Origin of the sequence: Erwinia psidii (genome assembly GCF_003846135.1) — a bacterium.
In the GTDB taxonomy this organism is placed as follows: Bacteria; Pseudomonadota; Gammaproteobacteria; order Enterobacterales; family Enterobacteriaceae; genus Erwinia; species Erwinia psidii.
This window is the reverse complement of the sequence record NZ_RHHM01000008.1, coordinates 208492-222679: the sequence shown is the minus strand read 5'-3', so window position 1 is coordinate 222679 and position 14188 is coordinate 208492. Positions and strand designations below refer to the sequence as shown.

Sequence of the window (14188 nt, the reverse complement as noted above, 5' to 3'; positions counted from 1 at the left end):
GGTTAGCCCAATGTCGGCATACTGAACTCAGAGACGGTATGTTGTCCCTGTGGCCAGCGAACGGTGGCGGTTTTCATCCGGGTGTAGAAGCGAACACCGTCAGGCCCGTGTACATTCAGTGCGCCAAAGACAGAACGTTTCCAGCCACCAAAACTGTGAAATGCCATCGGCACCGGTACGGGAACGTTAACACCCACCATACCGGCCTGCACATCATGAACAAACTCCCGCGCGGTGTGGCCATTGCTGGTGAATACCGCGCTACCGTTACCAAACTCATGGCTGTTAACCAGTTTCAGCGCGCTGTCATAGTCCGCGACACGCATAATCCCCAGCACCGGTCCGAAAATCTCTTCGCGCCAGATGGTCATATCCGGGGTGACATGGTCAAACAGCGTACCGCCTACGTAGTAACCTGCTTCGAAGCCCGCCGGGCGAAATTTGCGTCCATCGACCACAAGCTTCGCGCCTTCGTCTACGCCTTTATCAATGTAACTGAGCACCTTTTTCTGGTGCGTTTCAGAAACCACCGGCCCCATTTCATTTTCTTCATTGCCGCGTAAGCAGCCCGGCCCAACTTTCAATGCCTCCACCAGCGGTTTCAGTCGCGCAATCAGCTTATCGGCGGTCTCATCTCCTACCGCGACAACGACCGGGAGTGCCATACAGCGTTCACCCGCCGATCCAAATGCACCGCCCATGATGGCATTAACCGTAGCATCAAGGTCGGCGTCCGGCATCACAATCGCGTGATTTTTTGCCGCGCCAAACGCCTGAACCCGCTTGCCGTAGGCGCTGGCCTTTTTATAAATATGCTCCGCCACGCCTGACGAGCCAACGAAGCTCACCGCCGCAATACGGGGGTCGGTGTAGAGTTGTTCAGCATCATCGTTACTACAGTGGACAACGTTGAAGACACCGTCCGGCAGCCCGGCCTCTTTCAGCAGTTCTGCCAGGCGCACCGATGCGCCCGGCGCGAAGGCAAGTGGCTTAAGCACAAAGGTGTTGCCACAGGCAAGCGCCACCGGAAACATCCACATAGGTACCATCGCCGGAAAATTGAATGGTGTAATCCCTGCCACCACGCCCAACGGCTGCATCACAGAGTAACTGTCGACACCGGTGCCAACATCAGAGGAAAACTCCCCTTTAATCAGATGTGGAATACCACAGGCAAACTCCACCACTTCCATACCGCGTGTTAATTCACCTATGGCATCCGTCCAGACTTTGCCATGTTCGCTGACAATAATTTCGGCCAGTTCATCCACGTGCTGCTCAAGTAACATTTTAAAGTTGAACAGTACGCGCGCACGGCGTAGTGGCGTGGTCCGCGACCAGGCGTCAAATGCCCCCGAGGCCACCTGAATAGCGTCAGAAACTTCCTGCGAGGTCGATTGTGTCAGCACGCTGATGGCCTTGCCGGTCGCCGGATCGTATACCGGTACTGTCTCATTACTGCTACTGATATGGATTTTTCCGCCAATAAAATTGCCCGTGGTATTCATGCTTTTGCCTCATATAGAAAGAAGGGGTCAACACCCGACTATATTGGTATCTGTGTAATACCATACGGTAGTTAAATGAAAAATTTATTTCAATAAATAATGAAATGAAAATCTAACCTGGTGAGACCTGTCGCATTTTTCCGCTCTAAGCGTCCACTCATTCAGCGAGAGAAACCATCAAAACAGTTGATTAACTTATCACCCTTCTCTCGAAATCATCTTTCAGGAAGTACTGTTTTGCGAGAGCCATCAAAGAAATTTATTTTCATTTAACTATAAAATGAAATTAAAATTCTCAAAAGCACGACAGGACTACCCTGTCATTCCCCGTTCAGGAGAGTTGAATGACCATTGCAGCGGAACGTTTTTGTGTTAACAGAAAGATTGCTCCTTCACTCAGTATTGAAGCGTTCTTCAAACTGGTAAGCAGTACAGGACTGCACAGGGTTGAGCTTCGTAACGATTTACCGGGCGGTAGCGTCACCGATAACCTCAGTCATCAGCAGGTTCGTGCGCTGGCACAACGCTATCAGATTGATATTGTGACGATTAACGCTGTTTATCCTTTCAACAGGCACAGCGAAGAGGTCCGCACATTGACAGAGCAACTGCTGCGCGAGGCAAAAGACGTTGGCGCCAGCGCACTGGTGATGTGTCCCCTGAATGACGGTTCGCCCGTATCCCAGGAGGAGACAATCGACGCGCTGCGTGATTTGGCCCCCCTGTTCGCCGCCTGTGGCATATCTGGTCTTGTGGAGCCGCTGGGTTTTCCACAAAGTTCGCTGCGCTCTGCCGCACAGGCCCAGCACCTTATCCGCGATGCCGGTGTCCCATTTAAATTGCTTATCGATACCTTTCACCACCATCTCTACCCTGAAGCCGATGCTGAGTTTCCTCAGGTTGATATAGCCAATATCGGTCTGGTACATCTTTCCGGCGTTGAAGATGCGCGGGCACGCGAAAAGCTCACTGACGACGAACGTATCATGTTAACGCCAGCCGATCGCCTGTTTACCTGCCAGCAGGTAAAACATCTTGAATCCAGAGGTTACAAGGGGATCTATGCATTTGAACCCTTTGCACCAGAGCTGGCAGACTGGGATGAAGCCAGAATTCGTGATGAGATCCAAAACAGCATAAGGCTTATCCAACAAAGCTGCTGAAATGAATCGCCGCTCAGTACGCCACCTATCCTCATCATCAATGCCCTCTCAGATAAGACTGGGGGTGGTTTATTCAACGCCGGGAGGTAGCAATAATCAGCGGTTAATCACACAACCACACTGACTGCCTGGTGAAAATCGCCTTCATCGCTACAGTAAGCTCATCCGACCACTGTCCCGCGGGCTGCTATGAGTACTTCTCTGTTTTCTTCTCTGGATCTGGGCTTTACCCGACTGAAAAACCGCGTACTGATGGGATCGATGCACACCGGTCTGGAAGAGCACCCCGATGGTTCACAGCGCCTCGCGGCATTTTATGCTGAGCGTGCCGCAGCGGGCGTTGCGCTGATCGTGACCGGCGGCATTTCACCGTCGCCGGAAGGCGTAGTGATGGCGGGCGCATCGGTGCTGAACCAGGCAGAGCAGTTACTGCATCACCGCACCATTACGGAGGCAGTGCATCAGGCAGGAGGCAAAATCGCCCTGCAAATCCTTCATGCGGGACGCTACAGTTATCAACCAACGCTGGTGGCCCCTTCACCATTACAGGCGCCCATCAATCCATACCGGCCACGGGAACTGCACCATGATGATATTCTTAGGCTGATTGCTGACTTCGCCCACTGCGCCAGCCTGGCAAAGGCAGCAGGGTATGACGGTGTGGAAATCATGGGTTCAGAAGGCTATTTAATTAATCAGTTTCTGGCAGCGCGAACCAACCAGCGTACCGATCGGTGGGGAGGAAGTGAGGCAGGCAGGATGCGCTTTGCACTGGAGATTGTCCGTGCGATACGCAACGCGGTTGGGCAGGCGTTTATTATTATCTTTCGTCTGTCGATGCTCGATCTGGTTGAACAGGGCAATAACCTGTCGCAGACGGTGCGGCTGGCACAGGCCATCGAACAGGCCGGCGCAACGCTGATAAATACCGGCATTGGCTGGCACGAGGCACGCATTCCCACCATTGCCACCTCCGTGCCACGTGGCGCTTTCGGCTGGGTGACCAAACACCTCCGCCAGCATCTCAGCATACCGTTAATCACCACTAACCGTATTAACCACCCGGATATTGCCCAGGCGCTGCTCGATGAAGGCTGTGCCGATATGATTTCCATGGCGCGGCCTTTTCTGGCTGACCCTGCGTTTGTGCTGAAAGCACAGACGGGACGCAGCGATGAGATCAATACCTGCATCGGCTGTAACCAGGCCTGCCTTGATCAAATTTTTGCAGGCAGGATCACTTCCTGCCTGGTGAATCCTCGCGCCTGCCACGAAACCGAGCTGGCGCAAACACCGGCTCTCAGGCCGAAAAAACTGGCGGTGGTAGGTGCCGGACCGGCCGGACTGGCGTTTGCCATCAACGCCGCCGCGCGAGGCCATCAGGTGACCCTGTTTGATCAGGCCGCCGATATTGGCGGTCAGTTTAACCTCGCCCGGCAAATCCCCGGCAAAGAGGAGTTCAGTGAAACACTTCGCTACTATCGCAGACAGCTGGACATCAACCGGGTGATCCAGCGCCTGAATCACCGCGTTGTGGCGGCTGACCTGACCTGCTTCGATGAGATTATCCTGGCCACCGGCGTGAGGGCGCGCATACCGCATATCGCCGGCATCGACCATCCCAGGGTGCTCACTTACCTGGAGGTGTTACGCGATAAAAAGCCGGTCGGTCAGCGAGTGGCCGTAATTGGCGCTGGCGGCATTGGTTTTGATACGGCGGAGTACCTCAGTCAGCACGGCGAGTCAGCCAGCCTGAATATTGCTGCATTTTGTCAGGAATGGGGCATTGACCGCACATTGCAGCAGCCGGGTGGACTGACCGCACCGGTGCACCCCATCGCGAAGCGGCAAATCTGGCTGCTACAGCGCAAGCCGGGTAAGCCGGGTAAGCCGGGTGCGGGTCTGGGCAAAACCACCGGTTGGATCCACCGGGCCAGCCTGCAAATGCGTCAGGTCAATCTGTGGGGCAGCGTTGAGTATGTACAGATTGATGACCGGGGTCTGCACATCCGTCACCAGGGGAAACCGCTGGTGCTGGCGGTAGACAACGTGGTTATTTGTGCCGGGCAGGAACCTGAACGGCAGCTGGCAGCTGAGTTAGCGCAATGCGGAAAACATGTACACATTATCGGCGGCGCGGATATCGCTGAGGAGCTGGACGCCCGACGGGCGATAGCACAGGGGACACGGTTAGCATTGATGATATAAACCACGAGACGTGCAACGCGACGCCTCGCGGCGTTGCACGGGTCCATCAGCTCATTCAGCACGATGCTATTTGCCGTTCCAGGCCTTCAGATTCGCCTCACGGGTTTTCAGCTTTTGCTCCGGCGTCAGCTTGTTATAGCCTTCGCCCAGACCACTTTCCCAGTCGCCATACAGCGGATTTGGCAGAATAATAAAGCGGGTGCCAAACAACTGATGGTTCTGGTTAACAAAGGCACGCCGCTGGGCATTGCCCTGATGCCAGGTGGCCGCACCATAGTCGTTCAGGTTATCACCGATATACAGTACCACATCGTATCCTTCCGCCCTGATGGCATCAAAACGCGCCTGTTTATTGGAACTGTCGGTTTTCAGGCGTAGCGTTTTCTGGTTGACGCCGGTAAAGCCCAGACGTTTGAGGTTATCCGCCGTGGCAGCAGCGTCTTTGTTGTCACGGTTGGAGACATAAAAAACGGTGCCGGCATGGCTGTTAACATAGCGGGCAAACTCCACCGCGCCCGGTACAGCCGCCGCCTGACGTGCCTGAGTCCAGGCGGACCAGCTTTTATCAGCGAACGGCTGGCCGCTTTTCACCTGCCATGCGGAGTAGGCACTGTTATCGATCATGGTTTCATCAAGATCGACAATCACCGCTTTCGGCTTACCGGTCAGCGCGGGGGCACGATCGTAGGCAAGCGTCGCGAAGTTAAAAGCCTGATAAGCCAGCGCCTGATATTCTCCCGACTGCTGGAACCAGTTCAGCCCCATCACCGACTGCTGATTAAGCTCCGCATTGGCATCAGGCTTTTTCGCCACGCAGCCAGAGAGTGCCAGTGCCATCAGAACACCGGTGCTTAACAGGGTTGTTGTTTTCATCTTCGGGGTACAACTCCATTCAGGGATTAACAGAAAGGGGGTTCAGATTGTTGCCTTAAAAATGCAGTATCTTAACGATAATGTGAAGCTCTTGTTGCTTATCAGATTGTTAAAAAGGATTACGTGGTGCCTGATATTTATCGCTCTGCCCTGCTCTCGTCAATTGACTGGCTCGATCACGCTTTCCTGCCTGCCGGGCAACGCCCGCCCGCAGAGAGCATTTATAATCTCCAGCGCCATACGGCGAATGTGGTGCTGGACAGGGAAGCATTACCGGTTAAAAGCCGTGAGGCGGATGCGCTGATCGCCACAGGAACCCGTCCGCTTGCGGTGTATACCGCCGACTGTCTGCCGATCCTGATTGCTGACCACCGCCAGAAGCGAGTGGCTGCGGTCCATGCCGGGCTGCACGGTGCACTTGCCGGGGTACTGATTAACACCTTACGCCACCTGTATCAGTCGGGAGCCACATCAGACAGCATCACGGTCGCTATTGGCCCGGCGATCGGCCCCTGTTGTTATGAGTTGAGCGCGGAAAAGATCGCGGCCATTAAGCAGCAGAACCCCCACAGCCTGTATCCCCTGATTGCCGTGTCAACACAGCAAAGAAACAATCCACTGGCTCTGCGTCCTCAGGCGATAGCCACCACCCACGGGGTGTGGTTTGATTTGCCACTGTTGGCAAAGCGCATGGCGCTGAGGGAAGGCATAACCGCAGCACAAATCGAACTGAGCGACATTTGCACCTACTGTATGGCGGAAGAACAGGCAAGCTATCGCCGCAACAGCCATATGCACTGTGGCTATCAGCAGCGATTTTCATGGATAAAACGGCGATAAATTACGATCGGCGTACTTTAACCGAGCGAAGAATAACGAATTTCTGGTTGGTGGCCACGGTGGTGCAGTTGCCAAACAGCTTTTTCATTTTGTGGTAGTAGTCGAGGTGACGATTGCCAACAATGCGCAGTTCACCACCGTACTGCAGGCAGCGGCGCGCATCACAAAACATTTGCCAGGCGATATTGTCGGTCAGGGTGTTCTGCTGATGGAAAGGCGGATTACACAGCACTGCCTGCACGCTGTCAGCATCAAATCCCGCCAGCGCATTGTTTAACGTAAAGTGACAGCGAGCCAAATCGTCCGGGCGGTTCATCGCCACATTCATTCGGCTGGAGGCGACGGCCATACGGGATTCATCGACAAAATGCACCACCGCAGACGGATTCTGTTGCAGTGCCATCAGGCCAATTACCCCATTACCACAACCAAGATCGACGATCTCACCCTCAAGGCTGTCGGGAAGATGCGCCATGAAAAAACGCGCGCCCACATCCAACCCGCCGCGGGAAAACACGTTGGCATGATTGTGAATACGGTACTGGGTGCCTTCCAGCAGCCACGAACAGGTATCCGGTGCATCCGGCAATGCAGGCAGATCCGCCGTGGTAAAAATCAGACGGGCTTTCTTCACTGCCAGTGAGGTGGTGGTTGCCCCCAACACACGCCCGAACAATTGCAGCGTCGAGGTGTGGATATCCTTTGCCTTACCCGCCGCAACGATCTGCGTATCAGGGGCAACAACATGCCGTAACGCCCGCAACTGCTGCTCAAGCAGTGCCAACGTTTTTGGAATTTTTATCAGTACGCGGGCGGGTTTAACCGGCAGCGGATCCAGGCTGTCAGGAAAATGCACATCATCTTCTTCCATGCCGTTAAGCGCCAGATTGTAACGCGTGGCCAACTGGCTCATCCAGGAGTCACTGATGCTGTAGCACTCCTCACCCGCCAGTGCACAGGCCAGCGCCCCAAAACTGTCATTGAAAATGAATGTCGGGCCATTTGCCGGTTTTTCTGCGATATGCTGCAACAGATACTCATCGGCGGCATCCCATGCCTGAAGCGGACTCTCCTCGCGCGTTCGGGGGAAACGGTGCAATGTCAGCGTGCGGTGGCTCAGTTCGAATTGGCTCATGGGATCACCCGGTGGAAAAATTTCCGCGATTTATCCCCTAAAATGGCTTCACAGTAAACGTTTTTCTTTTCTGGTCCGGTCAGGCACTGGCTGAACAGGATAGGCGGCAGGTACAGCGACACCCCATAATAAATCCTTAATCCCCGGCCTGTGCGTGCCTCTGTCAGACCGCAAACGCGGTTCGCCAGGGGAATCATCACCATGCAAAACGCGTCGGCCAGGCCCACCGCTTGTAACGCCCGTTGCCGGTAAATGCGCACCTGTGCCGATAATCCAACGGCTAAAACTGCGTCGCTGCGACCTCCTGTGTTGCGGCTGCCACTCTGAAACAGATAATTGCACTACCTGCCTGAGTTTTTATGGTGGAAAATGCTAACCAGTTCAGATTTCATCACTATTGAGATGGCATGGCCACCCTATTTTATTTCCCTGCAAGGACGTAAAAGGATGAAACAAAGAACAAAATATTGTTTCCATACGTAAATGGAACCGGATATAGATAAATCACCACCTAACGTAATTAAATCACGCAAGGTAAATCATGAAGAATTCATTCGATCTGCTTATTGATGGATTAGTAAAAGAATATGGTATTCCCGCTTTCCCCGATAAAAATCATGAGGATGAGATTTATTGTTTTGAATTCGGGAATGGTATTTCAATCAAAATATATCAGGATAATAACCGCTGGGTATACTTCCTGGCGGAGACAGGACAAGCCATTGAACTTGATGAAAAAATAATGACAGAGATGCTCTTCCTCAATAGTTTCAGCTTCAAAAAGCCCTTTTTCTCGCTCGGCATAAACAGTCAAAAAATGACGCAGCTACATACACGGGTTCCGCTGGTAGAAGTCAATAATATTGAAATGAGAGGCATTTTCGAAAATATCCTGAATGTGGCAACTGAAATACGAAAAAAATTTAACTTAACGTGAGGTATTTGTAATATGGGTAATGTTTGTGGTACGTCTTCTGGTTCACATCATGTTTACAGTCCGGCGGCCAGCCCGGCACGCAGTTCTGGCGCGTCGTCACCGGCTTATACTGCGGGTGGTCAGCATATCACGTCCGTTTATCAGCTCTCCAACGAGGCGCGGGCAAATTTTCTGTATAACCATGATCCGATGCAGAGTTTAGGCCTGCATTCAGAAACCCCGCTCTACAGGACAACTGACAGGCGTTTTCTGAAAGGGGGACAGCTGGCTGGTAATCCTAAGTCGGTCGCCCGTATCGCGTTGCACGAGAAGATCAGGTTCAACCCACAGGCCCAGTATTACGGTATTTCCCCTCATGAAGCTGCCTCCTATCAACCACAGCAAATACGCGCATCAGAATTAAAAGATCCGTCGCTCAATGTGATGGTAGGTCCCGCAGCGGAACATGCGGTAAGCGCCTATGCCGGAGGCAATCATGTGGCGGTCAAAATGCGCCTGGGCGATTTTCTTGAAAAGGGCGGCAAGGTTTACACTGACGTTTCAGCCGTTGGCACTGACGAAGATTCAGCCCATGCGCTGATTGTGACCTTACCGAAAGGGCAAAAAGTACCTGCAGAGCCGCTTGACGACTGATCGCCGGGCACACCCGCCTGGAATATCTTTGATGTTCAGAACGATGTATGGCGAGGGATGATTATTCCGTTTCCTTCACTTCAGTGCTGAATGTTACTGTGCTTTTCAGGAGCATCCCTGAACAGCTGAAAACAGTCACGCGGTCGCCCTTGCCGAAAGTCTTTGATTTCTGTCCCCGAGGCTGATGCTGCGCGCATTGGTCAGGATATCAGCCATCGGTTTACAGGCGGTTGCAAAAAGAAATAACGTGATAAAAAGCGCCGCTGCCGTTATGCCCGAACACGGAGCGGCTGCTTTACCGTAAACCCGGATTCTCCATTTCGGCACAAAAACCGCAGCGGTCTGCATCCTGGCATTATTAACTCACCATACCCTGCGGTGGCCTTCAGATTTTAGCGCCATGGTCTGTTGTCCATCACTCCCGGATAAATAGCTTGCCTTCAAGCCAGCGCCGTTCGCATGGTAGCCCTATCCGCGTCATGCTGTTGGTACGTCATCGTCGGGATTAAGCCCAATGCCGGACATGATATGAGGCGGGGCATGCAAACCGCCGGTAGATGCGTGCGGCAGATATCCCTCGCGCACGCAAAGGCAATCCATGCAGCCACAACAGCCTGATCCGGCACTGGCTGAACACGACAGCGGATTAGCGAAAAAATAATACCATCGGCTTCGCGAGCGTAGCGAAGATTAACCCCGGCAGGCTGCCATGATAGACTTTGCGGCAGCCAGGTACCTATGCCGGGCCGCGATCTCTCTTTTTGTCAGGAGGCAGCATGTCGTCGCTTATTTATCTGCAGGGCTATCCCGCTTCGTTGCAGGCACAGGTGCACAAACTGATTGCCGAACAGCGGCTGGGCGAGGTACTGCAAACGCGCTATCCGAACAGCCATAACATCACCAGCGATAAAGCGCTGTATGATTACGCGCTGGAGATGAAAAATCAGTCCCTGCGTAATGCCCCACCGCTGAACAAAGTCTTTTATGACAGTAAAATCAAGGTAATGAAACATGCTCTGGGGCTGCATACTGCCATTTCGCGTGTTCAGGGCAGCAAACTGAAAGCCAAGGCAGAGATCCGGGTGGCAACCATCTTCAGGCAGGCACCTGAGGCATTTTTACGAATGATTGTGGTGCATGAACTGGCGCATATTAAAGAGAAGGATCACAGTAAGGCATTTTATCAGCTCTGCTGTCATATTGAACCTCAGTACCATCAACTGGAATTCGATACCCGCCTCTGGTTGACCTGGCGGGACCAGCAAACGCAGCAGTAACCACGGTAACGCAAAACGCCTGTACCCCGTCCTTGGGGTAGCGGCAACGCTGATATAAACAGGCCGGCTTCAGCGAGTCCTTGCCACACCGGTGAGCTGAAGAGGTATACTTTGAAGGCAGTTATGAACTTGCCGTAATTAAAAAATAGCATGAGTGAACAGGTTGAATTGAAACATCACTGAATCCGTTGCCCTCAAGCATTTTGGTTAACTCCGTGCCGGTAAACTGTTTTCCTTTCGTCCAGATCATCATTTTGGTGGTGAGCAGCCCGGCAGCCAACGGACCGGAATAGTCATTATTGATAAGGGCTTCATAAATCATAATTTTTTTACCCCTGCCCAGGCTTTGTTTAATTTTTGACAGCAGTTCATTTCTTTGCGCTTCATTCCAGTCATGAAGTATATTTGACAGAAAAACGGTGTCGTATCCCTTCGGCAGAGGACTTTTAAACATATCGATATTGAGCGTGTCAACTTGCGCCGTCAGACCATATTTCTTCACATACTCTTTCGCTGTTTCACAAACGAGCGGCAAATCGGCAATGGTAAATTTCACTGAGGGATTCTGCTGGGCCAGCGCAATGGAAAAACATCCAGAGCCACCACCAACATCCAGAAACCTGCTGCCTGTTAATAATGCCATTTTCTTCGCCAGCATTACCGCGCCCATTAATGAATGACTGTGCATAGCTTTGGTAAACTTAACTACCCATTCTTTACTCATTAAAGACGAATCTTCCCAATTATCCGTGACCATTTCAACGTTCTTTGTCTGCTCACCGTTACTCCCTTTCAGTGCCTCAAGGACATGTTGAAAAGTAGGAGGCGTTTCTTTGAAAAGTGCGATCATGTCCCCCCAGTAGTAAACACTTTGTTTGAGCAGATATACACGACTGATATCAGTAAGCGTAAACTTACCGTCAATGATTTCTATCAGTTTCAAACCGCAAAACACAGTTGTCATCGCCTGGGTGGCTGTAATATCAAGGTTCAGGGCAAGAGAAAGCTTTTCAATATCAGAAGGGCTTCCATTTAAAATTTCAAAAAAATCCAACTCTAACGCGGCAATCAACATCGGCATATGATACTGCGAAAGCCACAGTTCCATAATGAGTTCATCATTACACTCAGGATATTTGAGACGATCCATTTTTACCTCGCAATAAATAAGAAAAATAAAACATTACTTAAAAAATCACCTGTCATTCTTTGACCAAAAACAAAATAAGAGGAGATGTTTATTTTCAGATAATATTTAATAACTTTATTATGCGCCATGGCATCATCCAGAGTATTTTTTGGTAGGCATTCGGCTTTTGCCAGAAAAATAATACATTCAGAAAAACAATACTGCGTGATAAAGAGATGCCTCTCTTCTACAGTGCATTGTTAACCGATGAATTCCGTCGTGATAACGCTTTCAGGAATAATATAATTTTTTCAGAATTAACCACCGTGATAATCACGCTATACTGACTAATAAACGATGAATATATCAGCATTAATAAATAGCAGCCTTTATCACTGTCACCACAGAATTCAGGACGATACAACGCAACGGCGGGTGAGATAACCACGCCACCGCTAAATAGCGGTTCCGAATAGTAGATCACTGGGTAACAAGTGATGATTGCTTCATTAATCCTGACGACAACGTTGAAGCGTTGATAGCACCGGCTTTGGTTGTGGAAAGCGGGCAATCCCATGCGCCAGAAGGCTTACGTAAAGTGTAGCGGTATCAGGAGCCGTTATTTAGGGTGCCACTGCACCTTCACAGAAAATCTTTCGCTTTTTGGATCAGGCTGGTTTTAGTCAGCGCACCAAGGTATTTCTTCTCCAGCGGGTTATTCAACACCGGCAGACGTTCCAGCGTGACGCGGGCAAAGGCTTCCCAGCCTTCGGTGATCGTCTGGGTTTCATAGATATAAGGAAAGGTTTTATCCACCACGCAACTCACCGGTGAACTCAGGGTGATCTCGTTTTCCAGCACCTTGTGTGAGATATCGTGAACCGACACGGCACCGAGGAACTGTCCCGTCTTGCTGATCACATAGACGAAGCGTTCACGTTTCAGTGAACTAACCGCCAATGCTTTACCCACTGAATCCTCCGGCATAAGTGCGGCGCCTGAGACAATAAACTGCGAAATAATGCCATTGTCGAAGTCAAACTTGGCATCAGATCGGCTGAAGTGGTTTTTAATCACCGGATAAGTGCTACCAGAATGCAGACGGTAAACGGTCATTGAGGCCAGCACACTGGCTACCATTGTTGGGAACAGCAGGCTGCTGTTTTGCGTCATTTCCAGCACCATCAACATCGCCATTAGCGGTGCCTGGCTGACCGAAGCCAACACCGCCCCCATACCCACTGCGGCAAAAATCGCCGCATCACTGACCGACCAACCAGCCATTGAAGCCAGAGAGGCCACCAATGTACCCAGCACGGCCCCCATCAGCAAAGAGGGCGTAAATAACCCGCCGACGGCGTTGGAACCCACCGAAACGGCGGTAGCCATCATCTTCAGCAGCAGCAGAATAACAAGCCCCTTAAGGACAACCCCTCCGGCCATAATGTCCACAATCACGTCATAGCCATTACCGAGAATTTGAGTGGAGCCGGTTGCCATCACACCGACAATCACCCCCCCCAGCGCGAGCCGCAAAGGCAGACTTTTCAACCGTGCGAAGCGTTGTTTGCTCTGAGCAATCAGCCAGATCATCAACCAGCCCAGTAACCCAGCCAGCATACCGATGCTCACCGTCAGCAGCATGTTGCCCGCCGTTAGCTCGAACTGTGCACCCGCAAGAGGATAAATTGCCGAGCGAAAACCCAGCACCCACATGGTTAACACTGCAACCGCTGAGGCAATGATCAACGGAATAAGTCGTTGCAATGCGGAGATACCAAACGCAATTTCCGCGACAAAAATGGCGGACGCCAGCGGCGCATGATAGACCGAAGAGAGCCCGGCAGCCGCAGCCATTGCCACCACCTCGCTGTTTTTTAGCGTTAACCGTCTGATAAACCCAATGCGTCCCATCAGGCTACCGCTCAGAGCGGAAAGCTGCACCATCGGCCCTTCTTTACCAATGGATGCGCCGCTGATGATGCTGGCAATGGATGACAGCGCGCGAAACAGGGATGTTCTGGTGGGGACCGCCTCCAGGCGGGCGTTGATCACTTCCAGATAATCGCTCCGGGCCGCGTCTTTTTGCTCAAGGGCTGTCGCATAACGCAGGAAGAAACCGGCGATCAAGCCACCAGTACCGACAATCAGCGGCCACAGATACCAGGGATAAACGCTAATTGCCTGCGTAACATCACGTTGTGTGCCGAACAGCAAGGCATTGAGTAATTCAATCAGTTGCCGAAAAGCCAGCGTCACCAGCGATGCCACCAGCCCCACGGGGATCGCCACCATAATCGTGGTCCAGTTCAGCGCATGTTTACTGCCTGTCATCTTAATATTTTGCCCGTTCAGTGCCTGAACAGGACCTTATCGTGAGAGGGAAGACATAACAAATCAAATCGTCAGTACAGCCCTGACGCCCACCGCCAGGAAAATACTTCTGAATATTACCAAATGTGATTGACCATTTTCTCACCGTTCG

11 protein-coding genes are annotated in these 14188 nt (G+C 51.8%); 6 read left to right on the top strand and 5 right to left on the bottom strand.

Annotation, left to right across the window (positions count from 1 at the left end; translation table 11 throughout):
* Positions 1–2 precede the first annotated feature (2 nt).
* Entirely contained in the window at positions 3–1508 is a 1506-nt protein-coding gene (locus EB241_RS12185) for a CoA-acylating methylmalonate-semialdehyde dehydrogenase (protein ID WP_124233435.1), read from the bottom strand.
* A gap of 344 nt (positions 1509–1852) precedes the next feature.
* Here EB241_RS12185 and EB241_RS12180 point away from each other — a divergent pair, with 344 nt between their 5' ends.
* A complete protein-coding gene (locus tag EB241_RS12180; protein ID WP_124233434.1) occupies positions 1853–2671 on the top strand; it encodes a TIM barrel protein in 819 nt (272 codons plus the stop codon).
* A 189-nt stretch (positions 2672–2860) separates the two neighbouring features.
* Positions 2861–4879, top strand: a complete 2019-nt coding sequence (locus EB241_RS12175; protein WP_124233433.1) for an NADPH-dependent 2,4-dienoyl-CoA reductase — start codon at positions 2861–2863, stop codon at positions 4877–4879.
* Positions 4880–4945: 66 nt separating this feature from the next.
* Here the strand turns inward: EB241_RS12175 and EB241_RS12170 are convergent, their stop codons facing one another.
* Positions 4946–5752, bottom strand: a complete 807-nt coding sequence (locus tag EB241_RS12170; protein ID WP_124233432.1) for a 5'-nucleotidase, lipoprotein e(P4) family — start codon at positions 5750–5752, stop codon at positions 4946–4948.
* A gap of 126 nt (positions 5753–5878) precedes the next feature.
* On the opposite strand from EB241_RS12170, the gene EB241_RS12165 reads away from it, so the two are divergent.
* Entirely contained in the window at positions 5879–6592 is a 714-nt protein-coding gene (locus EB241_RS12165) for a polyphenol oxidase family protein (protein WP_124233431.1), read from the top strand.
* A 1-nt stretch (position 6593) separates the two neighbouring features.
* Here EB241_RS12165 and rlmG read toward each other — a convergent pair whose 3' ends face one another.
* A complete protein-coding gene (rlmG, locus tag EB241_RS12160) occupies positions 6594–7727 on the bottom strand; it encodes a 23S rRNA (guanine(1835)-N(2))-methyltransferase RlmG (protein ID WP_124233430.1) in 1134 nt (377 codons plus the stop codon).
* A gap of 541 nt (positions 7728–8268) precedes the next feature.
* On the opposite strand from rlmG, the gene EB241_RS12155 reads away from it, so the two are divergent.
* The 3 genes from EB241_RS12155 (at position 8269) to EB241_RS12145 (ending at position 10574) form a co-directional block, all read left to right on the top strand.
* Positions 8269–8664 carry a CesT family type III secretion system chaperone gene (locus tag EB241_RS12155; RefSeq protein WP_124233429.1) on the top strand — a complete coding sequence of 132 codons (396 nt, stop codon included), beginning with the start codon at positions 8269–8271 and terminating at the stop codon, positions 8662–8664.
* Positions 8665–8676: 12 nt separating this feature from the next.
* Positions 8677–9297, top strand: a complete 621-nt coding sequence (locus tag EB241_RS12150; RefSeq protein WP_124233428.1) for an AvrPphF family type III effector — start codon at positions 8677–8679, stop codon at positions 9295–9297.
* 776 nt (positions 9298–10073) lie between these two features.
* A complete protein-coding gene (locus tag EB241_RS12145) occupies positions 10074–10574 on the top strand; it encodes a M48 metallopeptidase family protein (RefSeq protein WP_124233427.1) in 501 nt (166 codons plus the stop codon).
* A 121-nt stretch (positions 10575–10695) separates the two neighbouring features.
* On the opposite strand, the gene EB241_RS12140 is transcribed toward EB241_RS12145, so the two are convergent.
* The gene (locus EB241_RS12140) at positions 10696–11724 is read right to left on the bottom strand and encodes a methyltransferase (RefSeq protein WP_124233426.1); all 1029 of its coding nucleotides are present in this window, start codon (positions 11722–11724) and stop codon (positions 10696–10698) included.
* A 621-nt stretch (positions 11725–12345) separates the two neighbouring features.
* Positions 12346–14037 (bottom strand): chloride channel protein, encoded by a 1692-nt coding sequence (locus EB241_RS12135; protein WP_124233425.1) that lies wholly within the window; start codon positions 14035–14037, stop codon positions 12346–12348.
* Positions 14038–14188 lie beyond the last annotated feature (151 nt).